Origin of the sequence: Pseudomonas sp. W2Jun17, assembly GCF_023127795.1 — a bacterium.
In the GTDB taxonomy this organism is placed as follows: Bacteria; Pseudomonadota; Gammaproteobacteria; order Pseudomonadales; family Pseudomonadaceae; genus Aquipseudomonas; species Aquipseudomonas synxantha_A.
The window spans coordinates 376-26,794 of record NZ_SPKO01000007.1 but is presented as its reverse complement, the minus strand read 5'-3'; the positions used below and the strand labels follow the sequence as shown (position 1 = coordinate 26,794).

General features: G+C 56.9%; 20 protein-coding genes and 1 pseudogene. 15 read left to right on the top strand and 6 right to left on the bottom strand.

The window, feature by feature from the left end; all coding sequences use genetic code 11:
• The first annotated feature begins 82 nt into the window (after nucleotides 1-82).
• The 5 genes from E4O98_RS03310 to E4O98_RS03290 all read left to right on the top strand — a co-directional run bounded on the left by E4O98_RS03310 (nucleotide 83) and on the right by E4O98_RS03290 (nucleotide 6,003).
• Nucleotides 83-2,071 (top strand): nucleoside-diphosphate sugar epimerase/dehydratase, encoded by a 1,989-nt coding sequence (locus E4O98_RS03310; RefSeq protein ID WP_103733580.1) that lies wholly within the window; start codon nucleotides 83-85, stop codon nucleotides 2,069-2,071.
• A gap of 421 nt (nucleotides 2,072-2,492) precedes the next feature.
• Nucleotides 2,493-3,671, top strand: coding sequence for an acyltransferase (locus E4O98_RS03305; protein WP_228309566.1), 1,179 nt, complete (start codon nucleotides 2,493-2,495; stop codon nucleotides 3,669-3,671).
• Nucleotides 3,672-4,022: 351 nt separating this feature from the next.
• A complete protein-coding gene (locus E4O98_RS03300) occupies nucleotides 4,023-4,355 on the top strand; it encodes a ComEA family DNA-binding protein (protein ID WP_103733582.1) in 333 nt (110 codons plus the stop codon).
• Between the two features lie 140 nt (nucleotides 4,356-4,495).
• Nucleotides 4,496-5,140 (top strand): GntR family transcriptional regulator, encoded by a 645-nt coding sequence (locus E4O98_RS03295; RefSeq protein WP_103733583.1) that lies wholly within the window; start codon nucleotides 4,496-4,498, stop codon nucleotides 5,138-5,140.
• A gap of 14 nt (nucleotides 5,141-5,154) precedes the next feature.
• Nucleotides 5,155-6,003, top strand: coding sequence for a DUF1989 domain-containing protein (locus tag E4O98_RS03290; RefSeq protein WP_032877162.1), 849 nt, complete (start codon nucleotides 5,155-5,157; stop codon nucleotides 6,001-6,003).
• An 8-nt stretch (nucleotides 6,004-6,011) separates the two neighbouring features.
• Here E4O98_RS03290 and E4O98_RS03285 read toward each other — a convergent pair whose 3' ends face one another.
• Together E4O98_RS03285 and eat are read right to left on the bottom strand one after the other, a co-directional pair.
• Entirely contained in the window at nucleotides 6,012-6,179 is a 168-nt protein-coding gene (locus E4O98_RS03285; RefSeq protein ID WP_003172675.1) for a DUF2897 family protein, read from the bottom strand.
• A 110-nt stretch (nucleotides 6,180-6,289) separates the two neighbouring features.
• On the bottom strand, nucleotides 6,290-7,654 hold the full coding sequence (gene eat, locus E4O98_RS03280; protein ID WP_032877161.1) for an ethanolamine permease: 1,365 nt from the start codon (nucleotides 7,652-7,654) through the stop codon (nucleotides 6,290-6,292).
• Nucleotides 7,655-8,034: 380 nt separating this feature from the next.
• Between eat and E4O98_RS03275 the strand changes: the two genes are divergently transcribed.
• The 7 genes from E4O98_RS03275 (at nucleotide 8,035) to E4O98_RS03245 (ending at nucleotide 21,305) form a co-directional block, all read left to right on the top strand.
• On the top strand, nucleotides 8,035-13,179 hold the full coding sequence (locus E4O98_RS03275; RefSeq protein WP_248134148.1) for a hypothetical protein: 5,145 nt from the start codon (nucleotides 8,035-8,037) through the stop codon (nucleotides 13,177-13,179).
• A 224-nt stretch (nucleotides 13,180-13,403) separates the two neighbouring features.
• Entirely contained in the window at nucleotides 13,404-13,493 is a 90-nt protein-coding gene (gene kdpF / locus E4O98_RS03270) for a K(+)-transporting ATPase subunit F (RefSeq protein WP_003218754.1), read from the top strand.
• 8 nt (nucleotides 13,494-13,501) lie between these two features.
• Entirely contained in the window at nucleotides 13,502-15,196 is a 1,695-nt protein-coding gene (gene kdpA, locus E4O98_RS03265) for a potassium-transporting ATPase subunit KdpA (RefSeq protein ID WP_248134146.1), read from the top strand.
• A 12-nt stretch (nucleotides 15,197-15,208) separates the two neighbouring features.
• Nucleotides 15,209-17,266, top strand: coding sequence for a potassium-transporting ATPase subunit KdpB (kdpB, locus tag E4O98_RS03260; protein WP_177464404.1), 2,058 nt, complete (start codon nucleotides 15,209-15,211; stop codon nucleotides 17,264-17,266).
• A gap of 27 nt (nucleotides 17,267-17,293) precedes the next feature.
• Complete coding sequence (gene kdpC / locus E4O98_RS03255) at nucleotides 17,294-17,839, top strand: potassium-transporting ATPase subunit KdpC (RefSeq protein ID WP_103733586.1); 546 nt, start codon at nucleotides 17,294-17,296, stop codon at nucleotides 17,837-17,839.
• A 77-nt stretch (nucleotides 17,840-17,916) separates the two neighbouring features.
• Complete coding sequence (locus E4O98_RS03250) at nucleotides 17,917-20,568, top strand: sensor histidine kinase KdpD (protein ID WP_248134144.1); 2,652 nt, start codon at nucleotides 17,917-17,919, stop codon at nucleotides 20,566-20,568.
• A 47-nt stretch (nucleotides 20,569-20,615) separates the two neighbouring features.
• On the top strand, nucleotides 20,616-21,305 hold the full coding sequence (locus E4O98_RS03245; protein ID WP_078820683.1) for a response regulator: 690 nt from the start codon (nucleotides 20,616-20,618) through the stop codon (nucleotides 21,303-21,305).
• 102 nt (nucleotides 21,306-21,407) lie between these two features.
• Here E4O98_RS03245 and E4O98_RS03240 read toward each other — a convergent pair whose 3' ends face one another.
• A complete protein-coding gene (locus E4O98_RS03240) occupies nucleotides 21,408-22,445 on the bottom strand; it encodes a patatin-like phospholipase family protein (RefSeq protein WP_216090938.1) in 1,038 nt (345 codons plus the stop codon).
• A gap of 205 nt (nucleotides 22,446-22,650) precedes the next feature.
• On the opposite strand from E4O98_RS03240, the gene E4O98_RS03235 reads away from it, so the two are divergent.
• The 3 genes and pseudogenes from E4O98_RS03235 to E4O98_RS03225 all read left to right on the top strand — a co-directional run bounded on the left by E4O98_RS03235 (nucleotide 22,651) and on the right by E4O98_RS03225 (nucleotide 24,621).
• The gene (locus E4O98_RS03235) at nucleotides 22,651-22,929 is read left to right on the top strand and encodes a hypothetical protein (protein ID WP_005786355.1); all 279 of its coding nucleotides are present in this window, start codon (nucleotides 22,651-22,653) and stop codon (nucleotides 22,927-22,929) included.
• 44 nt (nucleotides 22,930-22,973) lie between these two features.
• Nucleotides 22,974-23,735, top strand: coding sequence for a CHAD domain-containing protein (locus E4O98_RS03230; RefSeq protein WP_005786356.1), 762 nt, complete (start codon nucleotides 22,974-22,976; stop codon nucleotides 23,733-23,735).
• An 89-nt stretch (nucleotides 23,736-23,824) separates the two neighbouring features.
• Nucleotides 23,825-24,621, top strand: a pseudogene (locus E4O98_RS03225) (acyl-CoA thioesterase domain-containing protein).
• Between the two features lie 6 nt (nucleotides 24,622-24,627).
• Here the strand turns inward: E4O98_RS03225 and E4O98_RS03220 are convergent.
• From E4O98_RS03220 to E4O98_RS03210, 3 genes are all read right to left on the bottom strand, one after another.
• A complete protein-coding gene (locus E4O98_RS03220; protein WP_248128215.1) occupies nucleotides 24,628-24,990 on the bottom strand; it encodes an Mpo1-like protein in 363 nt (120 codons plus the stop codon).
• A 114-nt stretch (nucleotides 24,991-25,104) separates the two neighbouring features.
• Entirely contained in the window at nucleotides 25,105-25,509 is a 405-nt protein-coding gene (locus E4O98_RS03215; protein WP_223018568.1) for an Imm50 family immunity protein, read from the bottom strand.
• A 3-nt stretch (nucleotides 25,510-25,512) separates the two neighbouring features.
• Nucleotides 25,513-26,419, bottom strand: a 907-nt coding sequence (locus tag E4O98_RS03210) for an RHS repeat-associated core domain-containing protein (protein ID WP_248134142.1), incomplete at its 5' end; no start/stop codon positions are given.

Here is a 26,419-nt window from a genome sequence, read left to right as displayed (position 1 = left end):
GGTTCGGAGTGGCGAGAGCGTAATCGTGATGTGCGTCTATTTAGATTTTAGATTGTTAGAACTGCGAGAGGTTTAGAAATATATGAACTCACTGAGATCGCGCTTATTAAGCCTCCCGCGCAGGTATAAACGTATTTTGCAGGTGATTACTGACGTCTTCTTAGTCTGGTTTGCGCTTTGGTTGGCTTTTGTCGTGCGGATAGGTCTCGATGAAATGATCAATCCGTTTATGCTGCACACTTGGCTTTTTTTGACCGCGCCGATCGTGACTATCCCGCTGTTTATACATTTTGGTATGTATCGGGCGGTTTTGCGCTATTTCGGAAATGATGCGTTAATTGCTATCGTCAAAGCCGTCAGCCTGTCTTCGCTAATTATTGGTGTGGTCGTTTATTGGTATAGTAATCACCAGAATGTAATTCCGCGTTCGATCATCTTCAACTATTGGTGGCTCAGCCTGATCATGATTGGGGGCTTGAGATTAGCGCTGCGCCAATTCTTCCTGGGAGATTGGTTTACCGCTGCTCAACATGTGCCTTTCACCAACCGTGACGATGGTTTGCCGCGTGTAGCTATCTACGGTGCCGGATCTGCTGGAAATCAGCTCGTCGCGGCATTACGCATGGGCCGCTTGATGAGACCCGTTGCGTTCATTGACGATGATTCCACTATTTCGGATCGGGTAATCTCGGGGCTGCAGGTTTATAAGCCCAAACATATCCAGCGTATGATCGATGCCACAGGGGCTCAAGAAATTTTATTGGCGATACCTTCATCGACGCGCGGGCGTCGTCGGGAAATCCTCGGATTTCTGGAAGGTTTTCCTTTACATGTGCGTAGTGTCCCGGGCTTCATGGACTTGGCCAGCGGTCGTGTCAAAGTTGATGATATTCAAGAAGTGGATATTGCCGACCTGTTGGGGCGCGATCCTGTACCCGCCCAAGAAGATCTGTTGGAGCATTGCATACAGGGCCATGTGGTGCTGGTTACCGGTGCTGGTGGGTCGATTGGATCTGAACTGTGTCGCCAGATCCTTGAACTGCAACCTACCACCCTGATTCTCTTTGAGCACAGTGAGTACAATTTATACAGCATTATGTCTGAACTGGAGGCACGCATACTCAGGGATTCATTGGCGGTAAAATTGCTGCCGATCCTGGGCTCAATACGTCACCAGGATAAATTGGTTGATGTGATGAAAACCTGGCATGTAAATACCGTCTATCATGCGGCCGCTTATAAGCATGTGCCGATGGTAGAGCATAATATTGCGGAAGGTTTTCTGAATAATGTTATTGGTACGTTAAATACCGCTCAAGCGGCCATTATTTCGAATGTTGCTAATTTCGTACTTATTTCGACTGATAAGGCGGTTCGCCCTACCAATGTAATGGGAAGCACCAAGCGGCTCGCTGAGATGACGTTGCAGGCGCTCAGCCGTGAGCTACAACCAGCTCTCTTCAACGGTGCTGCTACCCCTCAAAATCGTACACGCTTCACAATGGTTCGGTTTGGAAATGTTCTGGGTTCTTCTGGTTCCGTCATTCCTCTATTTCATAAGCAGATCAAATCAGGTGGGCCGATAACAGTGACCCACCCGAAAATCACTCGATATTTCATGACCATCCCTGAGGCGGCTCAACTTGTTATCCAGGCAGGCTCAATGGGCCAGGGAGGAGATGTTTTTGTATTGGATATGGGGGAGCCGGTTAAAATCACGGAATTGGCAGAGAAAATGATTCATCTGTCTGGCCTGAGTGTTCGTTCAGATAAAAAACCGCTGGGCGATATCGCCATCGAGTTTACAGGGCTTCGGCCCGGAGAAAAACTCTACGAGGAGTTACTCATCGGTGATAATGTCGATGCCACACAACATCCAATGATCATGAGTGCAAACGAAGATTATTTATCGTGGAGCGTATTGAAACCGAGGTTGTCCGAGTTGTTATGTGCTATTGAAAGCCATGATTACAGTAAAGTACGTCAATTGTTGCGCGAAACTGTTAGCGGCTATGCCCCCGATGGTGAAATTGTAGACTGGTCTTATCAACAAAGGCGGCTGGAACCATAATGTATGGTCTTGGAGGAAGATAACAGTACACCGGTGCTGTTATCTATGCTTTAAAAACATTCGGTCTGTTAAATAATTTAATTAATTACAGCGCACTCACGTCAATCAACATCTATTGATCAGAAGGCTTTTTTTGCCGACACGTTGAAATACTCAGCTATCAGCTTCATTGTCTGCCACGAGGTGCATTTAGAGCGTTTTTTGGCATAACCTCGCCCTTTTTACGGAGCGTTCGCGCTCTACATTTTCTTCCCCTGCACACCGCTTACGGAATACAATCCGCTTGGGGCGCTGCACGATGACATTTTCATTGAGCGCTGCCTCGTGATAAGCGGCCGGGCAGAGCCGGCGGCTTGATCATCCATGGAGCTTTTTCAACATAGCCCAAAGCAGGAAGGCATTGCATGAGTAATTTTTCTAAATGAAAACCGAATATTCACTTGAAGTAATTGCACTTACGCTATTGATAATATTGATGTTCATTACTTTTTCGTCGATATTCAGGTCGAAAATAGAAAGTGCAGAAGTTCAGCATGAATATAAATTCATCAATGGCCTGCGTGGTCTTGCGGCTATATTTGTTTTTATTAATCATGCGCCGTTTGTATTAATAAATTTGGGTGTGAAAAATACAGTTTTTTCTGCGTGGGGACAAATTTACCCGAACCTTGGATCTTTTGGTGTGCAGATTTTTTTCTGCATAACGGGTTTTCTTTTCTTTGACAAAGTCATGAAGAGCAAGCATATAGATTGGGGTGATTTTTTCGTAGCCAGAATCAGGAGAGTGGCTCCGCTTTACTATCTGGCGTCGTTCTTGGTATTTATTATTGCGATTTCTTTTGCAGGGTTTGATTTCCTGGATAAAGAGTCTATTACCACTATCGCTGGTCTGGTAACGTTTAATTTCATAGATAACCCAATGAAAATTGGCGGCGTATCGCTTGTGCCTCTGAGTTCCGTGACATGGACGTTGGTTCATGAATGGCGTTTTTATGCAGTGCTGCCAATGGTGGCAATTTTTTACAGGTCGCGCTATAGGTCCATTATCATGACGGTGGCGATACTGATTGCTGCCATTGACCTGGGCACCTCTGCCGTGGTGTGTTGGGCCTACTTTCTGTCAGGCATGGTGGCAGCGGTTGTTCATAAAAAAAATATCACGAATAAACCGGTTAAATTCTTTTCCATGTTAATTGCAGTGGGTATATTTGTTTGGGTGTGCGGGCTGGTTGATGTCCCCGGCTACGGAGCGTTGAGATTCGCTCTGGCAACAATATTCTTCATATGTATTACAATTTCAAATCCGTACTTCTTGCATTACCAGTTCCTGAACAGGCTCAGTGATATCAGCTACAGTGTTTACCTGCTCCACTTGCCGGTACTGTTTTTATCCTTCAAGCTCCTGTCTGTATTTTTTGATCTTGCTGCTCTTGATAAAGTAACTTTTTGGGTGGCAAATTTCGTGACCATTCCAATCATCGTCGCCTTGTCGACCATTACTTTTGTTCATGTAGAGAAAAGGTTTATGCGCAAGAAACGAGTGGAGCAGACCAACGCCCCCACGGTTGCCTACTCGGAAAAAACAAACGCTGTGATATGAAGTGTGCGGTGCTACTGCATCGGCCTCTTTGTTCCGCCTACTGTCCATCGGTAATGCCGGGGCCGCCGAGTTTGCTGCGGACCTTGATATTATCGATGGTCATTAGGAAAGTGGTTGGATATTCCAGGCACCGCTCGCGACTTCAATTTGCGATTCTGTGCGAAGATTTATCGGGCGATCGTCGGCATCCACCGTTGCTTGACGGCAAGCGTTTACTGGCCTGTACACAAAAAGCCGAACTCTTTCATACCTTGCAATACCCCCATTTTTGACACCCTCCATCTATCGCCTAATGTAGAAATGCAGCTTCGGAAAGCTGCTTTTCTCTTACCGTGTCATGGAGCGTCACCAATGCAAAATCTCTACATTTCATCCCTCATCTTCGCCTTCCTCACTAGCCTCTCCGTCGCCACTACTGCTGCGCCCTCCATCAAGCCGGAAGCTTCAAGCCCAATCTCCACCCAAATGACCAAGATCGAGCAATCCACCAAGGTCAACCTCAACGCCGCCGATGCCGAAACCCTGCGCCGCGACCTGTTCGGTATCGGCGCTTCCAAGGCGAAGGCAATCGTTGCGTATCGCGAAAGCAACGGTCCGTTCACGGCGGTGGATGAGTTACTGGAAGTAAAAGGCATCGGTAAAGCACTGCTGGAGAAGAATCGCGACAGATTGGTTATTAATTGAAGATGCGAAGATAGCCCCAGAAGGCCGGTCATTGACCGGCCTTTCCTTTATCAAAGCTGCGTCTATTTACTCTCAGGCCGCGTTGGCATGAAACGTGATTACATTCAACTCAATGATTGTTCAACAATCTTGAGGTGTACATGACGTCCAGCTTGTCTTTAGCCGACCAAATCGCCCTGGAATTACGCGCCGACATTATCGGCGGGCGGCTGCTGCCGGGTGTGTCGCTCGTCGAGGCCGACTTAGTCAAGGGCTACAACGCCTCGCGCAATACTATCCGTGAGGCGCTGCATCGCTTGGGCCAAGAAGGGCTTACCCGCTATGTCCGCAATAAGGGCGTAATGGTTCGGCGCCTGCAGCGGGCAGAAGTACGTGACCTCTTCGTAGTCCGCCGCACCCTGCAATTGCAGGCCATAGCCCAAAGCGGCCCGCTGACGGACACTCAATCAGGCCGCATGCAAAACGCTATCGACGCCACCACCCTGGCCCGGGAGCGCGAAGATTGGCGAGCGGTGGCTACCCACAGTCTTGTTTTCCACCAACAGATCGTCGCGTTGATGGACAGCCCACTGTTCGACGAGTTTTTTGCCCAGGTGATCGCCCAGCTGCGCCTAGTGTTTTGCGCCGCGCCGGATGAGCAGAGTTTCCAGTTACCCTGGCTGGAGCGCGACCATGAGATATACACGCTGTTAACCCGCAACCAAACCCAGGCCGCCAGCGAGGCGATGAGCCTGTACCTGGATGATTCGGAACATCTTTCCCTGGCCTTGTTTGATCACCCTTGATGGAGGATTGCCCCATGTACAAAGACTATCCGGCCGCGTACCAAGTCAGCAAAGGCTCAGCATTGCAGGTGGATACGGCGTTCTATGAGCGCATTCGTGATCAGAAAACCCAGCGCACGTTGATCGAACAGTTCGAGGTACCTATCCGTACGGGCAGGGCATGGAAAGTGCCGGCCGGGCATGTGTTCCGTGTGACCACGCCGGTGGGCCCGCAGGTGGGGGACTTCAACGTATGGAACGCCAATGACCCGCGCGAGCGTTTGTGGGCTGCGCGCACTCGGCAGCTTCAGGGTGCCCATGTCAGCACCCATGATCGCTTGTGGTCGAACCTGCCTTTTCTACGGCCACTGGTGACCATCACCGACGACAGCCTCGCCAGTTACGGCATCGATGAATACGGCGGACGCTTGCACGATTTGCTCGGTACGCGCTGCGATCCCTATGTGAACCGGATGCTGACTGGGGAGGACTTTCATCACCATTGCCACTCGAACCTGACCCGTGCGGTATTGCCCCATGGGCTGACGGAATTCGACGTGCATGACGTGTTGAATATTTTCCAGTGCACGGGCCTCAATCACGATGACATGTACTTTATGAAAGCCTGTCCGGCGCAGAAGGGTGATTACCTGGAGTTTTTTGCCGAGATTGATTTGCTGTGTGCGTTGTCGACGTGCCCTGGCGGGGATTTATCGCTACCGATGTGGGGGCCGGATGCGCAGGATCCGCTGACGGTGTGTCGTCCGTTGGGGGTGGAGATCTACCGGTTGGAGGATGAGTTGCTCAATGGCTGGAGCCAGCCGGAACGTGCTGCCTACAAGGGGCAGCACGGTTTGCATATCGCCAAGGCGGATTGGGAGTAACTCAATGTTCAGCGATCCTGCGCATCCTTGGCATCCGCCTGCGCATTGCGCTCGGCCACGCGTTTACGTTGTTCGTCGGTGAGTTCGACTTTGTTGGCGCTGTCGCGCAGCATCATCAGCCCTCCGACGATCGACCCGATTGCGACTACCATAATCAACCACGCATACCACGGCATAAGGCTCTCCTTGAGGCAGATGTCCGTGGGAAAGTTTCCCACGGTAATGACTGCTTTGAGTCACGGGCTTTCTGAGTAGTTCAGTGTAGGCCCGTTCTGCCTCGCGGGCGCTATAGTCCCGTCAACATCGCATCTGTCGGGGCGTCGGCGCGGTCTTGCGCGGTCAGTTGGAAATAGATGAAGCCTGCCAGCATAAAGCCCAGGAAGATCAGCCCGATCAGGGCGTTGAACCAGGCCATCGCCACCAGGCACACCACTGCCAGTACCAGTGCAATACCCGGCACGATGGGGTAGCCCGGTGCGCGAAAGGTGCGTTCCAGCAGGGGCTCGGTCTTACGCAGTTTGAACAGGCTGAGCATGCTCATGATGTACATGACGATGGCACCGAACACCGCCATGGTGATCATGGCGGCGGTCAGGGTCATGCCGCCCAGGTTGATCAGGCCGTCGCTGTAGATGGCCGCGATGCCGACCAGGCCGCCGGCAATAATTGCTCGATGGGGTGTCTGAAAACGCGACAGTTTGGCCAGGAAGGGCGGCAGGTAACCGGCGCGGGCCAGGGCGAAGAACTGGCGCGAGTAGCCGAGGATGATGCCGTGGAAGCTCGCCACCAACCCAAACAGGCCAATCCACACCAGCATGTGCAACCAGCCGGAGCTTTCGCCGACTACGGTTTTCATCGCCTGGGGCAGTGGGTCGTTGATGTTCGACAAGGTGCGCCAGTCGCCTACGCCACCGGCGAAGAACATTACGCCCATGGCCAGGAACACCAGGGTGAGGATGCCGCTGATGTAGGCTTTTGGAATCGTGCGTTTGGGGTCCTTGGCTTCTTCGGCGGCCATGGCGGCACCTTCGATGGCGAGGAAGAACCAGATGGCGAAGGGAATAGCGGCAAACATCCCGGCAATCGCCGGCGCGCCGAAGGTGTCGGAACCGGCCCAGCCGTTGAGGGCGAAGTTGCTGAAGCTGAACGCCGGGGCGACCACGCCCATGAACACCAGCAGTTCGGCGACGGCGAGTACGCACACCACCAGCTCAAAGGTCGCGGCAAGTTTGACCCCGAGGATGTTCAGGCCCATGAACACGATATAAGCGCCGACGGCGGCGTGCTTGGGATCAAGTGCCGGGAATTGCACGTTCAGGTAGGCGCCGATGGCCAGGGCAATTGCGGGCGGGGCGAAGACGAATTCGATCAAGGTAGCCAGCCCGGCAATCAAGCCGCCTTTTTCACCAAAGGCGCGACGGCTGTAGGCAAAGGGGCCTCCGGCATGGGGAATGGCGGTAGTCAGCTCGGTAAAACTGAAGATGAAGCAGGTGTACATCGCGGCGACCATCAACGAAGTGACCAGAAAGCCTAAGGTGCCGGCCACGCCCCAGCCGTAGCTCCAGCCAAAGTACTCGCCGGAAATCACCAGCCCCACGGCGATGCCCCAGAGATGCAGGGTGCCTAAGGTGGGTTTGAGTTGTGTGTTCATTGTGCTGCGCTCCCTGAACCGTTGGAAATGGTTCAGCGTGTTGCAGCAGGCGTGCCATGCCATGGGGATACGTCGTAAAGCGGCGCCAGTGTCGCTTGGAGGATGGTTTTGTGTTTGAAGTTTTCCGGTGCGCACCAGATATGTGCGCCAGCCCGGTCGGTTTATCCGCCATGACCTGACGGTGGTGCATGTCTTGGCCCATGACATGGTTGCAATCAACGGGCTGTTGGAGGCGGTCCATTTACGCTTACTTACTATTACTGATCGACCTTGTCGGAACTGTTCCCTGCTCAGTTTTCACTATGCGGTGCCCATTCAGGAAGAGTGTTACATGAATAATCGTCAGGGACGCATGGGTTAATACATCCGAGAAAGCCGAAATGACTTCAGCTGTGACTGGTCTTCATGCGCGCCGGGATCTGCCCCCCTCGCACAGCGTTCTATTGCCCGAGGCCAATGCCCTATCGCCGGCAAATGAGCCATCAACGATTCCTCATGTGAAGGGCATTGCCCCCATCAGCGTGACCCCGGCAGGCTTGAAAAACGGCCGGCAAATCAGCGAAAAACACCTTCAGTTGCTTCACCAATTTCGGGCGCTGAATCAGCAAATCCACGCACTGACGGGCCAGCAGCCAACCCTTTCGAGCGTCATCGAACAGCAACTCGCTGAGGCGCTCTACAAACAGACGCCGCTGGACGCCACTAAACTCTATTTTCATCGCTATCACACTGATGAGCAGGGGCAGCGCACATTGCTCTCTGTAGAGCCTGCCACTGCGGCACTCTTTAACGCGCTCAAGACCTCCAAGGGGCTCGGTGGCTCGGACCCCTCCACAAGCCCCGCCACCACAGACTGCGGTTTTTATCTGGGGGACGCGCCGGCCGAACGCGATAAACAACTGGACGCTGCCGGTAGCCTGTTGTCGATTGCCCAAACCATCGAAAAAGAGCTGCCCTCGAGCCTTGCCCGATTCTGGACGGAGCCACGCTCTGGCGAAGCGAACCCTGAGGCACGGCAAGGCGAGTTACTGCGTATTCAACGGCAGATGTTGTCTACCCTTGCAGCGCTTCAGGTAGAAGAAGGCACAATGCTCCCGGCCGCCAAGGTGCTGATCGACAAAGCGATTGAATACCCCACTCTGGAGGCGCGGGAAAGCGCCATGCAGGATGGAGAGCGGCCTGGGGTGTATCCGCTCAAGCTCGATACGCCAAAGCCCAACGGTACGTTGATGGCAGGCGCCTTCCTGATCACGAGTAGTGACGGTTCGTCGACACAGCGCCCGTTCAATAACTCGGACACCAACAGGGCACTATCGCCCAGCGAGCAACGCGGCCTCACGGTGCTTTATACCCCCCGCGATGGCTACGAGGTGTTCGACAGCCCGGCCAAAGCCCTGCAAGCCTGGCGCCAGCGCCTCAGCAACAACGCTTATGCCGCGCAACAGGCCAAGCAGCGTTTGCCGATTTCGGTCGAGCAAAGCCTCAAGCCTGGTTGGGAAAACGAGCTAAGCCAAACCCTTATTCCACTCACCACTGACGTCATTGCCGCAGGCGTACCGCAGCTGCTCGAACGCCAGCAGCAGCAGGTAAACACCGAGCTGCAAGCGCTATTCGACGACGATAGCGGTGTAGCGAGCACGGACCCTTGGCAACGATCGCAAACGCTCAGGGACTTGGATCAGGCGTCTGCTCTGGCGCCACATTTCAGCGCCGATAACGTTCTGCGGGCACGCAATGAGTGGCTGCTGGAGCGTTTGAGCGAGCAGGACAATCTCCAGGTGATGCAGCAACGGACAGCGAATCGCAGCAACTGGCAGTATTTGGCACAACAGCTTAACCAGGCCGGCCAGGCGCTACCGGAAAATGCCACGGCGCAGGACATATCGGCCCTCTTGAAAAGTACGCCGATGAGAATTGCCCCGGACTCTGCTCATTACCAGTCATCTGTCCGCGAACCCGGTAAGTCGATCAGTCTGGAGGCATTCATCAACGAAAATGACTTGCCCCTGCCCAAGACCCTGGACGAGCTGCTTTCCCTGGCACAAACGGCAATTGCAAGGGCCCAGCAGCACCCGTTAGGCAATTTCGGGGGCGGCCTGTCCTGGCCGATTCCTATGACTGCCCGCGAGCAGCAGACGGTGCGGGCCGTCGCCAGTGACTATAAGGTCAGCACGCAGATGGGGCTGCTGGACTACTTGAACACGCGTCAACCGCACTCTCAGGACGTATTGCAGGATCCAGTGACGATGCTGGAGGCCCTCGTGGGCTCCCCGCAAGGGCATGCGCTGGGACTAGAGATGCAAACCAATTTGGGTGGCGTCTCCACGGACATCAGCGTCAATGACTATACGCTGGCACTCATGAATCTGGCGCTGGACCCGGAGTCTCTCACCAGGGCGCATCGAAATTGGGTAGCCGGTTTCGACCTGACCGATAAAAAATATTGGGGCCAGCCCCTCTCAGCCATCATCGAAGGCCTGAGCCGGCACCTGATTGAAACCGGCCGTGCATCATCGGCGATGGCCAAGGCGGGGGCGTACCTGTTGCTGATGCGGGCAGCGCCGCAATTACTGGTCAAAGATGTCCCCGACAGTGTGGTCTACGGCAGTGTGGCGTGGGCGACTCTGTGCATTGCGGTCGCCGCCATCGAAGCCCAGTCACCCGGCAGCGTCGCCCATATGACCTACGCTGAAGTGATGATCGCCGCCGACGCCCGAGACGCGGCTCCCAAGCCTGCGCAAACGGCGATACTGCTCAATTGGGCTGTGGCCAATAACATTCTCAACGGAAAACAGGATGCGCTTTACACCCAGGACGACATCAACAAAGCGCAAGCGGCTTTCAACCATCAGCAAACAGAACTCGAAAAAGCTTCGGCTTTACTGGATACGCCCCTGCCAAGCCGTCGAGAGATCGCCCTGGCGTTACTCAAGAAGACGTTTGGGGAAAACGTAGCGTTCGAGGAGCCTAAATTCGCCAAAACTTCGCCCTACGCGTCCTACGCTCCTGGCATTTCTTATTCCATGCTGGATATCGTCATGGAAGGGAATGCAATGGATGAACGCTGGAAAATTATTAAAGAGGGCGATGGCATTGATCTTGCGAGGTTTACCGCTTTTACTAAGAGTCCGGAATTTAGTATTCAAAAAGATTTTGATGAGGCATTTTCAACGGTAACAGCCAACCATAAGGCAGTCAAAAAGCTGTCTATTATGAACGCCCTTACCAACTTGCCACCGGAAGATAAAAAAAATCTCAGCTTTGGCGAAATCCAATATTATCAAGAGAAAAGCTATAAAATCGGAACGTTGGGTAATACGTTGTTTCATACCAGTTCCAAGGTACTAGTAACCGCTAAACGCAACGGCACCACCAGTAACTATGAGTTCGATACGGAAAAAGGTCTGATCAAAAACCTTGGCAATATTGAGGTGCCGCGTGATCCTGAGTACATTCAGAACGAGGTTACTAAAACCGAGGAGTTTTTCCCCGATCAAGATTTAAGTAAATGGGTCGATGGCAGTAATACGCTAGCGGCTATATTACCGTTTGGCGTGAGACATGCTGATGATATCAAACGACACATTCTTGATCAGCCAAGAGCCTCCGCACCGTCTGCACCGTACCTGTTCACCGACGAACGAGCCAACCATATTGCTGACTCGATTGTTAAGGCACTGGACTTCGATAACCCTGCCATTCGGAAAGCCGCTATGGGGGCGACGCGGTCCGAACAGGGGGCGGAACAGGAGAAAGTGATAGGGAATTTTCTTCTCGACTTTATTCCCTTTCGATCGGCAATTGTCAACTTTATAGACGGTAACTACAGTGAAGGAATCACAGATGTTGCATTTGATATTTTTGGTTTTATCACCGCTGGTGTCGGTGCTGCTGCCAAAGCAGCGAAAGTGCTGGCTAAAGGGGGGAGCGCACTGAAAAAGGTGCTCAAGGTCACCAAAATAATGGGCACAAGCCTTCTATCCGAGCTCAATCCGCTAGCCGGTGTTGGTGACTTGATTGTGGGGGGGGCGAAAGTGGTCACCCAGGGCGCTGGCCACGTCATTAACAACTTCCGGTTCGTCAAGAGCACATTAGGCCGGCCGGAACTCATCAACCTCAGTAAGCGTTATGACGCGGTAGCCAACGGTACATTCAAGGTTGGCGAGCAGACCCTACATGGATCTGCGGTCTTCCAGAATGGTAAGTGGGGTCTCTATGACCCCATCAGCGGTCGCCCATATGGTACCGCGAAGGGTTTCAAGCCCGAACAAGGTGCAATCAAAGGGGAAATCAAAGGATTCTCTGATTACCTGTCGTGGGAAAGAATAACAAACACATTGGCACCTCCTGTGCCGCCCAACAAAAACTTTCGCACTGACTACAATAACGTTATAGCCGATGCAAAGAGTAAAGACCTCGCCACGTACTCAAAGGGGTGGAGAGAGTTAAACCCAGAAGCCGTCTATGGCTACTTTCCAGCGATGACCATCGATCAGTTAAAACGCCTTGCGGTAGCCCAGCGCCGTACGCCGGGCCAACTCGGTAGTCTGGCAAAACGAATTGCAGATCTCCAAGAACTGCCCGACAGGTTCAAGATGGCCCATCTTAAAGCGGCCCTCACTGACAAAGACGGCTATGCGAGAGGGTATCGCGCAGGGCAGCCGGCAGGGCTAGACAAGTTGACGGAAAAATTGACTCTCGATCAGGTGGCAGAGCTGGCTATCGCACCCGAACGCACACCTGAACAAATTGGTTACTTGGTCAGGCATATGGAAAAGATAAGAGAACAGGCGAGCAAGAGAAACTTCAAACGTTTCAGCGAAGACATTGGATTAACAGACGCCCGCCCGCCTATAGTGATCAAGGGTATTCCTCAAGGGTTGTACCTCAGTCGAGTTGACTTGTTGTCGGAGGGGGAGTGCGCGGCGCTGTCTACGCTGATGGCGGAAGCCCTCAAGCAGGGCAAACACGAAATTTTTCTTGAAAATCTAAGTCAGGCGATGCGCCCCGTGCCTCCGGGCGAGGACATTGCAGAGTTGCGAAAACTGGACCCGGCGAAAGCCGATGCCGAACAACTGCGCGCCACTCAAGTCGCTACCTTCCGTAGTAAGCTGAGCCGGCTTCAGGAAAAAATCGAAACTAAATACCTTCAACCCGGTGAACTTAAACAGGTTCCCTCCACCGGTATCATTTCCGATTTGGCCAGTAGCCGCGAAACGAAAACTTTGTTAATCAGCACCCCAGACCATGGCTTGATGGCCCGTGTTGTGGTTGATCTCAATGGGAACAAGACATGGTTCTATTTTGACCCTAACTATGGTCTTGCGATATTCACCGACGAGACGCAAATGAAAGCGGCCCTGGAAATGACCTTGAGAAAAGGCCAGAGCAAGGCAATGCTGTCGCACTTCGACGGTGAATCGGGCTTACCTGAGTATCAAGTGTCAGTGCTTAAAGAGTCGCAGGTAAATCCCAACGTGGCCGCGGTGCCAGGAGGAGTTTCCGACTTGTTCACGCCTCTGTAATCACTCAGTGGGTCAAAAGGTGGCAGTGCAAGGGTCGATTTGCTCGCGATCATTAACCTGGCACCTTTGGATGGTTACCCCATAAGGCCCCCTGTAAACCCCGGATAAACCCACTCTTTACGCCATCTTTACGCCTCACCCAACGCCTTGCTCTCGTTCCTTTACACCCCTCCTAGGGACAATGCCCCCACACGCGGCAATCGCCGCAAGACGGGGAAATTTCCATGAGCGTTCTGGACGGAGTGTCACTGCTATTGGCCGTGGCGCTGTTCATTTATCTGCTGGTTGCGCTGTTACGCGCGGATCGGAACTAGGAGCGGCTATGCACAGTTATGACTATTGGCTGATCATCGCCTTCTTTGCCGTGGTACTGGTGCCGGCGCCGTTTTTGGGGCGGTTCTACTACAAGGTGATGGAAGGCCAGCGCACGTGGTTGACGCCGGTGTTGGGGCCTGTCGAAAAGGTCTGTTATCGCCTTTCGGGCGTGGACGCGCAGCAGGAACAGAGCTGGCAGAAATACATGCTGGCCTTGCTCGCGTTCAACCTGGCGGGCTTCTTGTTGTTGTTCTCGATCCTGTTATTCCAGGGCTCCCTCCCACTGAACCCGCAGAAGTTGCCGGGCCAGGAATGGACCCTGGCGTTCAACACCGCCGTCAGTTTCATGACCAATACCAACTGGCAGAACTACAGCGGTGAGGCGTCCCTCAGCTACCTGAGCCAGATGGCCGGCCTCACGGTGCAGAACTTCGTCAGTCCGGCGACCGGTCTCGCCGTTCTGGTCGCCTTGTGCCGTGGGATCGGGCGCAAATCTGCCCAGACCTTGGGCAACTTCTGGGTCGACATGACTCGCGCCACCCTCTACGGCCTGCTGCCGTTGTGCCTGGTGCTCGCACTATTTCTGGTGTGGCAGGGCGTGCCGCAAACCTTCGCCCACTATGTTGACGCCGTCACGCTGCAGGGCGTGGACCAGGTGATTCCCTTGGGCCCGGCAGCCAGCCAGATTGCGATCAAGCAACTGGGCACCAATGGCGGCGGCTTCTTCGGGGTGAACTCGGCGCATCCGTTCGAAGACCCGACGGCCTGGGCCAACCTGTTTGAAGTGGCCTCGATCATCCTGATCCCGGTGGCGTTGGTATTTACCTTCGGCCACTACGTCAAGGACCTGCGTCAGAGCCGGGCGATCCTCGCGTGTATGCTGGCGCTGTTCCTGATCGGCGGCGCGACGTCGCTGTGGTCCGAATACCAGCCCAATCCGACCCTGAACAACCCGGCCGTGGAGCAAACTGCACCGTTGGAAGGCAAGGAAACACGCTTCGGTACCACCGGCACCGTGCTGTGGTCGGTGACCACTACCGCAGCATCCAACGGCTCGGTCAACGGTATGCAGGACAGCCTCAGCCCGCTGAGCGGGATGGTGGCATTGGTCAACATGATGGTCGGCGAAGTGATCTTCGGCGGTGTCGGTGCTGGCATGTACGGCATGTTGCTTAACGTACTGATCGCGGTGTTCCTCGCCGGCCTGATGATCGGCCGCACCCCGGAATACCTGGGCAAGAAACTCCAGGCCAAGGAAGTGCAATTGCTGGTGGTGACCCTGCTGGTGATGCCGGTTGGTGTGCTGGTGCTGAGTTCCATCGCTGCCAGCCTGCCGGGCCCGGCGGGCGCTATCAGTAACCCTGGCCCACACGGGTTCAGTCAGATGCTGTACGCCTACACCTCGGCCAGTGCCAACAACGGTTCGGCGTTTGCCGGCTTCGGCGGCAACACCGCGTTCCATAATTTGATGCTCGGCCTGGGCATGTTGATCGGCCGCTTTGGCTACATCCTCCCGGTGCTGGCTCTGGCCGGCAGCCTGGCGATGAAGAAGGCCGAACCGATTGGCCAGAACAGCTTCCCCACCCATGGCCCGCTGTTCGTGACCTTGTTGACCGTGACCATTTTGCTGGTGGGCGGCCTGACTTTCCTGCCGACGCTGGCGCTTGGGCCTATCGCTGAACATCTGAGCATGGGCTTCTAAAGGGACATGAAAATGAATATGCCTGCAAAAAACGCGGCCCCGGTCAAAACCCAGGAGCCTGCCAAAACCGCCATCTCGGCGCTCTGGCGCCCGGCGCTGGTCCAGGCTTTCGTCAAGCTCGACCCACGCCAACTGCAACGCTCGCCGGTGATGCTGGTGGTCGAACTGACCGCCATCCTCACCACCGTATTGTGCTTTGTGCCCGATACCACCGTGCCCACCTTTGTTGCGGTGCAAATCGCCGTGTGGCTGTGGTTCACCGTGCTGTTCGCCAACTTCGCCGAAGCCCTGGCCGAAGGCCGCGGCAAGGCCCGCGCCGACAGCCTCAAGGCCGGCAGCGAAGGTTTGAGCGCCCGGCGCCAGGAGGCCGATGGCAGCTTCAAGGTGGTGCCGGCCACCAGCCTGCGCAAGGGCGATGTGGTACGTGTTGCCGCGGGGGAAATGATCCCCGGTGACGGCGAGGTCGTCGAAGGTATTGCGGCGGTCAACGAAGCGGCGATCACTGGCGAATCCGCCCCGGTCATCCGCGAGTCCGGCGGTGACCGCTCGGCCGTTACCGGCAACACACGGCTGGTGTCGGACTGGCTGCTGATTCGCATCACCGCCAACCCGGGTGAGTCCACGCTGGATCGCATGATTGCGTTGGTGGAAGGCGCCAAACGCCAGAAAACCCCCAACGAAGTCGCGCTGGATATCCTGCTGATCGGCCTGACCCTGATCTTCCTGCTGGTAGTGGTGACCTTGCAGCCGTTCGCGCATTTTGCCAATGGCAGCCTGCCTCTGGTGTTCCTGGTCGCACTGCTGGTGACGCTGATTCCCACCACCATTGGCGGCTTGTTGTCCGCCATCGGGATTGCCGGCATGGATCGCCTGGTGCGTCTCAATGTGATCGCCAAGTCCGGTCGCGCCGTGGAAGCGGCGGGGGACGTGCATGTGTTGCTGCTGGACAAGACCGGCACCATTACTTTTGGTAACCGTCGTTGCTCGGCCGTGGTCGCGGCGCCTGGCGTCAGTGGTCGGGAATTGGCTGAAGGCGCGCTGCTGGCATCCCTGGCCGATGACACGGCGGAAGGCAAATCCATCGTTGAATACCTGCGTGCCTTGCACCCGCAGGCCGAGCCAAGCCTGGATGAATTGACCGCCGTACCCTTCAGCGCCGAGACCCGATTGTCGGGTGTCGACTATCAGGGCCGCGTGTTCCGCAAAGGCGCCGTGGATTCGCTGCTGGCGTTTATCGGCCAGCAACGCAGCGAGCTTTTACCTGCGCTGTCGCGGGAAATCGACAAGATCGCCCAAAGCGGCGGCACCCCATTGCTGGTCTGCGCCGATGGCAAATTGCTCGGTGCGATCCATCTCAAGGACGTGGTCAAGCCCGGCATCCGCGAGCGGTTTGCCGAGTTGCGCAAGTTGGGGATTCGCACCGTGATGGTCACTGGCGACAACCCCCTGACCGCCGCCGCGATTGCGGCTGAAGCGGGTGTGGACGATGTGCTGGCCGAGGCCACGCCTGAGAAAAAACTTGCGCGTATTCGCCATGAGCAGAACGACGGCCGCCTGGTTGCCATGTGCGGCGACGGCGCCAACGACGCCCCGGCGCTGGCCCAGGCTGACGTCGGCATGGCCATGAACGACGGCACCCAGGCCGCGCGCGAAGCGGCCAACATGGTCGACCTCGACAGCGACCCGACCAAGCTGCTGGACGTGGTGCAGATCGGCAAGGAATTGCTGGTAACCCGTGGCGCGTTGACGACCTTTTCCATCGCCAACGACGTGGCCAAGTACTTCGCAATCCTGCCGGCGCTGTTCGCCTCGATCTACCCGCAACTGGGCGTGCTCAACATCATGCACTTGCAGAGCCCGCAGAGCGCGATCCTCTCGGCCATTGTGTTTAACGCCTTGATTATCGTGGTGCTGATTCCCCTGGCGCTGCGCGGTGTACGGGTGCAAGCGGCGAGTGCGGCGGCCTTGCTGCGGCGCAACCTGCTGATTTACGGCCTGGGCGGGCTCTTGGTGCCGTTCGTGGGTATCAAAGCCATCGACATGCTGCTGACGGCGCTGCACCTGGTTTGACCTGTCTGATTTATTGAGGATTTGACTATGACAAACATCATCCGCCCCGCCCTGAGTCTGCTGGTACTCATGACCCTGATCACCGGCGTCGCCTACCCGCTGGTGGTCACGGGCGTGGCGCAAGTGGCCTTCCCCGATCAGGCCAATGGCAGCCTGGTGCACGACGCCAGCGGCAAGGTGCGCGGCTCCAGCCTGATCGCCCAGGACTTTACCGGCGACCGCTGGTTTCATCCACGCCCGTCAGCAGGAGCCTTTGCGACGGTGTCCAGCAGTGCCAGCAACCTGGGCCCCAGCAATCCGGCCTTGGCGACCCGCGTAGTCGAGGATGCCGGCAAACAATCAGTGCCTGGCCAGGGCCCGGTGCCACTGGCCTCGCTGACGACCTCCGGCAGCGGCCTTGATCCACACTTGCCACCGCAGGCGATTGCCTATCAACTGGCGCGAGTGGCGGCAGCGCGCAATGTGCCGGTGGCGACCTTGCAGCGGTTGATGGATGAGCACATCGAAAGCCCGTTGGTAGGGCCGCCGGTGGTAAACGTCCTGGCCCTCAACATGGCCCTGGAAAAACTCTGAACCCCTGTGGGAGGGGGCTTGCTCCCTCCCACAGTTGATCTTCATTGACCTGAAAATACCTGCCTGAAGGAACCCGTATGAGCGACTCCGGCCGCGCCGATGCCCTGTTAGCCGATCTGCCCCGGGCTGGCCGTGGCCGGCTCAAGGTCTTCCTCGGCGCCGCGCCCGGCGTGGGCAAGACCTACGCCATGCTCCAGGCGGCCCACACCCAGTTGCGCCAAGGCGTAAGCCTGATTGCCGGTGTGGTCGAAACCCACGGCCGCGCCGAGACCGAAGCCTTGCTCAGCGGCCTGCCGCAACAACCGCTGTTGCGCAGCGAATACCGCGGCGTGATGCTCGAAGAAATGGACCTCGACGGCCTGCTCGCCGCCAAGCCCAAGCTGGTGCTGGTAGACGAACTGGCCCACAGCAACGCCCCCGGCAGCCGTCATGAAAAGCGCTGGCAAGATATTCAGGAATTGCTCGCGGCCGGTATCAATGTGTTCACCACGGTCAACGTCCAGCACCTGGAAAGCCTCAATGATCAGGTGCGTGGCATCACCGGCGTGCAAGTGCGCGAAACCCTGCCGGACTGGGTGCTGCAAGAGGCCGACGAACTGTTGCTGATCGACCTGCCATCCCGCGAACTGCTCGAACGCCTGCGTGACGGCAAGGTGTATGTGCCCGAACAGGCGCGTGCGGCTATCGATGCGTTTTTCACCCAGACCAACCTCATGGCCCTGCGCGAACTGGCGATGCAAACCGCCGCCGCCCACGTCGACGATGATCTGGCCCAGGGCTATCGCCAACTCGGACAGGCCGCGCCGGCGGTACGTGGGCGTTTGCTGGTGGGCGTGGATGGCGATGCGCAAGCCGAACGCCTGGTGCGTCATGCCAGTCGCGTGGCCCAGCGTCGGCATTTGCCTTGGAGCCTGGTGCACGTCGACAACGGCCGAGCGCGGGATGAGCAATCGCGCCTGCGTCTGCAGAACGCCCAGCAACTGGCGGAGCGGTTGGGCGGCGAAGTGGTGTTACTGCGGGCCGGGGAGGTCGCCAAGACCCTGATCCAGCACGCCGCCGAACGCCGTGCCAGCTTGTTGCTGGTGGGGCAGTCGCGGATGCGCTGGCGCCGGCGCTTGTTCGGTGGTGGCTTGGCGGCGCGGCTGTTGCGCAATGCCCGTGGCCTGGAAATCAATGTCCTCGACAGCGATGACATACCGGCGCCGCCACGCTTGCCGGATGTGCGCGGGTTGGTGTGGTTCGATTACGCTTTGGCGGTGGTTGCCACGGTGGTTGCTGCGGCCGTGGCTTGGGCGGTGTCCAGTGTGTTGCCGCTGCCGAATATCTCGCTGGTGTTTCTCGCTGCCGTATTGCTGGTGGCGGTGCGCAGCAGCCTGGGGCCGTCGCTGGTGTGCGCGGCGCTGTCGTTCATGACCTACGATTTTCTGTTTATCCCGCCGAACTTTTCCTTCGCCATTCAGCGCGAAGAGGATGTGCTGACCCTGCTGTTCTTCCTGCTGATGGCAGCCCTGACCGGCAACCTCGCCGCGCGCCAGCGCCGCCAGCTGCAGGCGTTGCGCGATACCCAGGAAGAAACCAGCGAGCTGCTCGACCTGTCGCGCAAGCTCACGGCGGCCACCGATCGCCAAGCCGTGGTCAGTGCTGCCGCCCATCATCTGCAAGGCTGGCGCGACCTCGACTTGTGTCTGGTCAATCGCGATGGTCAGGGCGGCTGGACGGTCGAGACCGGTGGCCCGCTGACCCTCACCGAAGCCGAACGCGCTGCCGCCGATTGGGCCTGGCAGCATGATCAGCCTGCCGGTATGGGCACCGGCACCTTGCCGTTCGGACGTTGGTGGTGGTGGCCGTTGTCGGGTGAAGAGGGGCCGCTGGGCTTGCTCGGTGTCAGCGCCAAACCGGGCCTGGAGTTGAGCGGGCAACGCCGACGTTTGCTCACTGCCTTGAGCCAGCCACTGGCCCAGGCGCTGGCGCGGGCGCAGTTGGGGCAAGAGTTGGAGTCGGCGCGTCTGCACGGCGAAACCGAACAACTGCGCAGCGCCTTGCTGGCGTCGGTGTCCCACGATTTGCGCACGCCGTTGACCTCCATGCGCGGCAGTATCGATAGCCTGCTGGCCCTCGGCGAAGCCATTCCCATGGAGGATCGTCGCGAATTGCTTGAAGGCACCCGTGATGAGGCCGAGCGCCTGGACCGCTATATCCAGAACCTGCTGGACATGACGCGGCTGGGCCACGGCGCGCTGAAACTGGCGCGCGACTGGGTGTCGCCCGGTGATATCGTCGGCAGTGCCCTCGGGCGTTTGCGCGCGGTGCTGGCGCCATTGCAAGTGAGCACCGAGGTGCCGTCGGAACTGCCCTTGTTGTATGTGCATGCGGCGTTGATCGAACAGGCATTGGTCAATGTGCTGGAAAACGCCGCCCGGTTTTCGCCGCCCCAGGGTCGCTTGCAGTTGCGCGCTGGCGTGCAGGATGAGCAGTTGTTTTTTGCCGTGGCGGATGAAGGGCCGGGGATTCCCGAGGAGGAGCGTGCGAAGATTTTCGACATGTTCTATACCGCTGCCCGCGGTGATCGGGGCGGACAGGGCACTGGCCTCGGTTTGGCGATCTGCCAGGGCATGGTGGGTGCGCACGGCGGGCATATCAGCGTGGCCGATGGCATTGATGGGCGGGGTACCTGCATCACGTTGTTTCTGCCGCTACAATCTCAACCTGGCTTGGACACTGACCTTTGAATGGCTCCTGAATGGGGTGATTTTTTAACGGATTTTGATGAGACACCATGAGCCAGACCGCGACGATTCTCGTCATAGATGACGAACCGCAGATCCGCAAATTCCTGCGCATCAGCCTGGCCTCCCAGGGCTATAAGGTGATCGAGGCCGGCACCGGCAACGAAGGCCTGGCGCAAGCGGCCCTGAACAAACCGGACCTGCTGGTGCTCGACCTGGGGCTGCCCGACATGGACGGCCAGCAGGTGCTGCGCGAGTTTCGCGAGTGGTCGACGGTACCGGTGCTGGTGCTGTCGGTGCGGGCCAGTGAAGGCCAGAAAGTCGAGGCTCTTGACGGTGGCGCCAATGACTACGTGACCAAGCCCTTCGGCATCCAGGAGTTCCTCGCTCGGGTGCGTGCGTTGTTGCGTCAGGCACCGGCGGGAGAGGCCCAGGAAGCCGCCTTGAATTTCGGCCCGCTGACGGTGGACCTGGCTTATCGCCGCGTGCTGCTGGACGGTGCCGAAGTGGCGTTGACCCGCAAGGAGTATGCAGTGCTGGCGCAACTGGCCCGGCATCCGGGGCGGGTGATTACCCAGCAGCAATTGCTCAAGGACATCTGGGGCCCGACTCACACCGAAGACAGCCATTACCTGCGTATCGTGGTGGGGCACCTGCGCCAGAAACTCGCGGATGACCCGACGCAGCCACGGTTTATCGTGACCGAGGCAGGGGTGGGGTATCGGTTGCTGAATGCTTGAGTTTTTGTGGGAGGGAGCAAGCCCCCTCCCACATTTTGAGTGTATTCACAGATTAAAATGTGGGGCTTGCCCGCGATGAGGCCATCAGCAACACCCACGCGCTCAACTCTGCTCACTCTCATACCGATCCAACGTATCACTGGCGATCTCCCGCCCCAAGGCGATCAGCTCCGGCGCCTTGTAGAACTCGAAGAACCGGCACACTCGCTTCGGCACGTTGATCAGCACATCTGGCGGGTAGCCTGCGATCTTGTACTGCGCCAATGAGGTTTGCATCACCTCGAAACTCTGGTTGATCAGGTCCAGTAGCGACGCAGGCCCGACGTTATCGATGATGAACGAGCCGGTCGCCGACTTCGGTGCGCCGGCTTTTTCCGGCGCGGCAGCGGGTTGCTGGGATTCGGGTTCAGCCGACTCCAGCCACGGGTTGATCTCTGCTGCCTGGGCCTGCAAGGCTTCCTGTTCGAGCTTCATCAACTGCTCGGCCTGTTTGCGGCGAAATGGCAGGTGCGATCCGAGTGACTTGGCCAGGCTGTTGAAGCGGCTTTTGAACGCCGGCGGGCGCTGGATCACCGGCAACTGATAGTGCTTCTGGTTGGTGGCGTTGAGGTTGACCGCGATGATCAAGTCACAGTGGCTCGACACCACCGGCACAATGGGTAGCGGGTTGAGCAGCCCGCCGTCCACCAGCATCCGGTTGCCTTGCATCACCGGGGTGAACAGGCTTGGGATCGCCGCCGATGCGCGCATGGCCTGGTGCAGGCAGCCTTCCTGAAACCAGATTTCCTGTTGGTTGGTAAGGTCGGTGGCCACAGCGGTGTAGGGGATGCGCAGCTCTTCGATATTGATCTCGCCGACGATTTTGCGAATCTGCCCGAAAACTTTTTCGCCACGAATCGCACCTAGGCGAAAGCTCACATCTACCAGGCGCAATACGTCGAGGTAGTCCAGGCTTTCGATCCAGTTTCGATATTCGTCCAGCTTGCCTGCGGCATAGATGCCGCCGACCACCGCGCCCATCGAACAGCCGGCGATACAGGCGATGTCATAGCCGCGTCGTTCGATTTCTTCGATCACCCCGATATGGGCGTAGCCCCTGGCTCCCCCGGAGCCCAGCACTAAGGCAACACGTTTTTTCATGTCCCAGTCCTTCGCAAAACAGGTGCCCACAATGCACCCATCCGGGGGGCGGCTTCAATCTTCGGTTATTTTTAGAGGATAACCTTTGCGCTCGGGTATGCTCTGGCAATAGGTACGACCGATTTCAGGCTAGGGACAAGGCACTTTTCCCTGTGGGCAACGTCTACAGGCTACGAATGATTTTGCTTATTTTGAGGTGTCATCAATGAAAGCCTGGATGTGTGTGCCTGTGATCGTGCTGGCCTTGGCCGGCTGTGCCGGCAAGACGGCCTACCGCGACAGCTGCGGTTCCCAATTGGATGCCGCCTGGAAAGAACTCGATCTGGCCAAGGCTGAAGGTTTTGCTGGCACCGTGAGCTACTCCAAGGCTCTGTCGCTATTGACTGGCGCCAAGACCCAGCAGCAGTTTGAAGCGTTTGAAGGGTGCTCCAACAAAGCCCAGAAGGCGCGGTTCTATATTCGTGAGTCTCGCGCCGGGCGTTGACCTGTAGCGGCGAGTAGGATTATTCATTGGAAAGTGAGGGCAGGATGTCAGCGTTGGTCAATCAGTTAGTCGCCCAGGTCATAGGCCTGGAAGTAGGGTTACTGAGCTGCCAGGCTCGCCTCGCCGCCGTCACTGACGATGAAGCCCTGCATGATTTGCGCACCACCGTGCGGCGCTTGCGCAGCTTGTTGCGGCCTTTGCGCGGCCTGCCCGGTGTGGAACAGCTTGAATTGGCCGCCAGTACGGTTGGCCAATTGACGACGCCGCTGCGTGACCGCGAGGTCCTGGCGGCGTATCTGCATCAGCACGGTTATCACGAGGCGGCTGATCGGCGCCTGCGCCTGCAACCCGAGGCCTATCGCCATGTGGCGCAAAGCCCGGAACTGGCGCACCTGTTACTGATTCTGGATGCATTCCCACGCTTTATTCGCGCCTCCCAGCACCAGAAACTGCTCAAAGGCCTGCGCCCGCGCATCGAGAAACGCCTGGCCAAGCAATGGCAGAAACTCGATGAAGCCCTGAAGGATCCCGAGCATGATCGCCACCGCCTGCGGTTGCTGATCAAGCGCGTGCGTTACGCCGCCGAGGCTTACCCCGAACTGGACAAGCTATCCCCCAACGCCATGTCGCGATTGAAGAAAGCCCAAAGCGCCCTGGGCGACTGGCATGACTGCTGGCAGTGGCTGGCCCAGGCCGGGCAGCAGGCGGATCTGCAACCCTGCGTTGCCATCTGGCAGCGCACCATGCTCAAGGCTCAAGGGCAGGCTGACCGTGTGCTGGACAAACTCAGCGCCGATTGTTTTTAACGCGGTCCGGCTTTTGGCCGGAATGGGCGGTGTGCCGGTCCGTCTCGATGGTTAAGATTCCCCATCGATTTTCTTGATGTGAGGTCGCCATGCGCTTTAGTGATTTGCTCGACGCTGCCCGAAGCAACCCGTTGGACGTCACCATTCCTGCCGAATGGGCTCAGGCCGTGCCACCTTTGGCGGCCTGGTCGCCGCCCTGCAATATGAGGCCCTGCGCGCGCAGGTGCCGGCGGATCGCCCCTTGCGCTCCCTGGCCATCACCTTTGTCGGCCCGGTCGCGCCGGATGTGCCCGCCAGTTATCAAGTCGAAGTGTTGCGCGAAGGCAAGGCCGTCAGCCAGTTGCTCGGCCGCGTGTTGCAGAACGGCGAAGTGGCGACCCTGGTCCAGGCCAGTTTTGGCGCGTCTCGAGCATCGGAAATTGACGTGGCGAGCGAAGCTCCGCCGGTATTCAAACATTGGGATGAATGTCAGGAGTTGCCCTACATCAAGGGCGTCACCCCTGAATTCATGCGCCATCTGGCGATGCGCTGGAGTGTCGGCGGCCTGCCGTTCACCGGTAACAAATCCCGCGACATGGGCGGTTGGGTACGGTTGCGCGGGGATGTGAAAGAAGAGCCACTGACCGAGGCGCATATCCTCGCCCTGGTCGACGCCTGGCCGCCGGCCCTGCTGCCACACCTGAAAAAGCCTGCGCCAGGCAGCACCCTGACCTGGACCATCGAGTTCATCCAGCCGCTGCAAGACCTGACCACCCTCGATTGGTGCCAATACCACGTCAACATCGAACATGCCCGCGACGGCTACGGCCATGCGGCCGCTGCGCTGTGGAGCCCGACCGGCGAGTTGATCGCCCTCAGCCGCCAGACCGTGGTGGTGTTCGCCTAAGCCCCTTCAGTGGTGGTGACGTTGCCGCCAGGCACGCCACCAGCCACCGCTCAACACAAAGCGCGGGAAGGTCACGAACTGCTCGACAACAAGGCGTTGCACCGCATCTTTACGGTCGCTGAACGGCTCACTGGCCTGGGCTTCCAGGCTGTGGCCGTGACGCTGCAACGCCAGGCCCGCCACGATGCCGACCACACCGATAGTCAAGCTGGCCAGGCTCAGGCTGAACACCCCTGAAACGATCAGCAGGAAACCGACGATAAACAGCGGCACGGCAATCAGGTGCAACGCCAGGTTGGTCGGGTGCTGATGGTTTTGTGGATAATGACGCCATTGCCAGGCGGGGAGATTGGGGTGACGTTTGCCCATGATCGTGAGTCCTCTGTCCGTTGGAACAACTTGGATGGAGTTTAGATGTGGGCGGGCGGAGTAGCGAATCAAGGCTGGCTATGGGGGTCATAGTCTCGCTTTTGTAATGCTCGTTTAATAGCAGGCGGAGTCAGGATCTTTAATGTAAACAGAGGGTCCGCACAAGGATGGGTGTTTTGTTCTAAATTCGATCAACGAGTCTGCCGACTCAGCCCTAACGACAAAAAAATTTTCGTGCTTTTGTACAGTCATTTGCAATCTATTGAGAGTGGGAATATTTTTTATAACGACATCACTCAACCCGCCACAGCTAAGACCAATTCGGCACGTGTTGAAGCCTTCTAATGACCATTTTTCTGGTGGTTTGTCTGGAATCTCAGGTATATCAAATGCAAGGGTTATATGAGATCTGTTGTTGTCTATATCGATAGAAAACAACACTATCTCTCCAATCGGGACCTGTATGGAGAAAACTCTATTGAAAAAAACACTTCTATCGAATTCATTCCAGAATTTCATTTTTCACCTCGAAAAATTATAGTGGTCTTTTGCACCCTTCAGCTTCCCGTGACGGGTGTCTCCAATTGGACGCAAATTGAAATGAGCTCCTTGATCGCCGAGGCCTCCGGGCGCTCCAAATTTATGTCCTGCGCTGTGCTCTTGGATAACAATTTTCTGACTGTTTGCGCGTGTGAACTCATACTCTCTCGTAAGGATTGGCTTTCCATCATTATTTAGTATTTCTCTGCCCCTCATGTCTTTCATTCTGACATGCCTGAACTGCCCGTAGCCTCCCTTTTCCTGATCAAATACGGTGTCTGGATGCTGGCTCATAGGGATTTTTGCATCTAACTTAGCTTGCCTAAATGCGCCTGAACGGGAATAAGCAGGTTCTTCGGGTCCTGTTAGTTGATTGCAATTACGTTTTCGGTTTCCAGGACACTCCGTGTTTAGTCCTAGCGGATCCACCCACCCCGTAGGATTGGGCGCGTACTGATAGGAGTTGATCCCACCCGCCAACTTCACCGGATCCGGTGTCAGGTAACGACCAATATCCGGATTGTAGTAACGATGGCGGTTGTAGTGCAGCCCGCTTTCCTGGTCAAAATACTGCCCCTGGAAACGCAGCGGATTGTCGATTTTGCCTACGTCGAGCCGGGCGATCTGGCCGTAGGCGCGGTAGTGGGCGGACCAGACGATTTCGCCTTCGGTGTCGGTCAGTTCTTGCGGTGTGCCGAGGTGGTCGAGTTGGTAGTGGTAGGGCGTGGTGCCCTTTGGGCCATAGCCTTCCAGCAGTGCCAACGGGCAGAAGCTGTCCGGCTCGTAGATGTAGCTGCGATGACAGTTTGCATGGTGTTCGGCAATCAGCTTGTCGCCTTGCCAGAAAAACTCGGTGGTCTTGCCATCCACGGTTTTGCTGACACGTCGC

Bases quoted from the DNA above. Each gene is read 5' to 3' on its own strand.
- E4O98_RS03290 (WP_032877162.1), top strand. From the start codon at position 5,155: ATGTACAAAGACTATCCGGCCGCGTACCAAGTCAGCAAAGGCTCAGCA.
- E4O98_RS03215 (WP_223018568.1), bottom strand. From the start codon at position 25,509: ATGAAATTCTGGAATGAATTCGATAGAAGTGTTTTTTTCAATAGAGTT.
- E4O98_RS03305 (WP_228309566.1), top strand. From the start codon at position 2,493: ATGAAAACCGAATATTCACTTGAAGTAATTGCACTTACGCTATTGATA.
- kdpB (WP_177464404.1), top strand. From the start codon at position 15,209: ATGAATATGCCTGCAAAAAACGCGGCCCCGGTCAAAACCCAGGAGCCT.
- kdpC (WP_103733586.1), top strand. From the start codon at position 17,294: ATGACAAACATCATCCGCCCCGCCCTGAGTCTGCTGGTACTCATGACC.
- E4O98_RS03295 (WP_103733583.1), top strand. From the start codon at position 4,496: ATGACGTCCAGCTTGTCTTTAGCCGACCAAATCGCCCTGGAATTACGC.
- E4O98_RS03230 (WP_005786356.1), top strand. From the start codon at position 22,974: ATGTCAGCGTTGGTCAATCAGTTAGTCGCCCAGGTCATAGGCCTGGAA.
- E4O98_RS03250 (WP_248134144.1), top strand. From the start codon at position 17,917: ATGAGCGACTCCGGCCGCGCCGATGCCCTGTTAGCCGATCTGCCCCGG.
- E4O98_RS03245 (WP_078820683.1), top strand. From the start codon at position 20,616: ATGAGCCAGACCGCGACGATTCTCGTCATAGATGACGAACCGCAGATC.
- E4O98_RS03235 (WP_005786355.1), top strand. From the start codon at position 22,651: ATGAAAGCCTGGATGTGTGTGCCTGTGATCGTGCTGGCCTTGGCCGGC.
- kdpF (WP_003218754.1), top strand. From the start codon at position 13,404: ATGAGCGTTCTGGACGGAGTGTCACTGCTATTGGCCGTGGCGCTGTTC.
- E4O98_RS03310 (WP_103733580.1), top strand. From the start codon at position 83: ATGAACTCACTGAGATCGCGCTTATTAAGCCTCCCGCGCAGGTATAAA.
- E4O98_RS03275 (WP_248134148.1), top strand. From the start codon at position 8,035: ATGACTTCAGCTGTGACTGGTCTTCATGCGCGCCGGGATCTGCCCCCC.
- E4O98_RS03300 (WP_103733582.1), top strand. From the start codon at position 4,023: ATGCAAAATCTCTACATTTCATCCCTCATCTTCGCCTTCCTCACTAGC.
- kdpA (WP_248134146.1), top strand. From the start codon at position 13,502: ATGCACAGTTATGACTATTGGCTGATCATCGCCTTCTTTGCCGTGGTA.
- eat (WP_032877161.1), bottom strand. From the start codon at position 7,654: ATGAACACACAACTCAAACCCACCTTAGGCACCCTGCATCTCTGGGGC.
- E4O98_RS03240 (WP_216090938.1), bottom strand. From the start codon at position 22,445: ATGAAAAAACGTGTTGCCTTAGTGCTGGGCTCCGGGGGAGCCAGGGGC.
- E4O98_RS03220 (WP_248128215.1), bottom strand. From the start codon at position 24,990: ATGGGCAAACGTCACCCCAATCTCCCCGCCTGGCAATGGCGTCATTAT.
- E4O98_RS03285 (WP_003172675.1), bottom strand. From the start codon at position 6,179: ATGCCGTGGTATGCGTGGTTGATTATGGTAGTCGCAATCGGGTCGATC.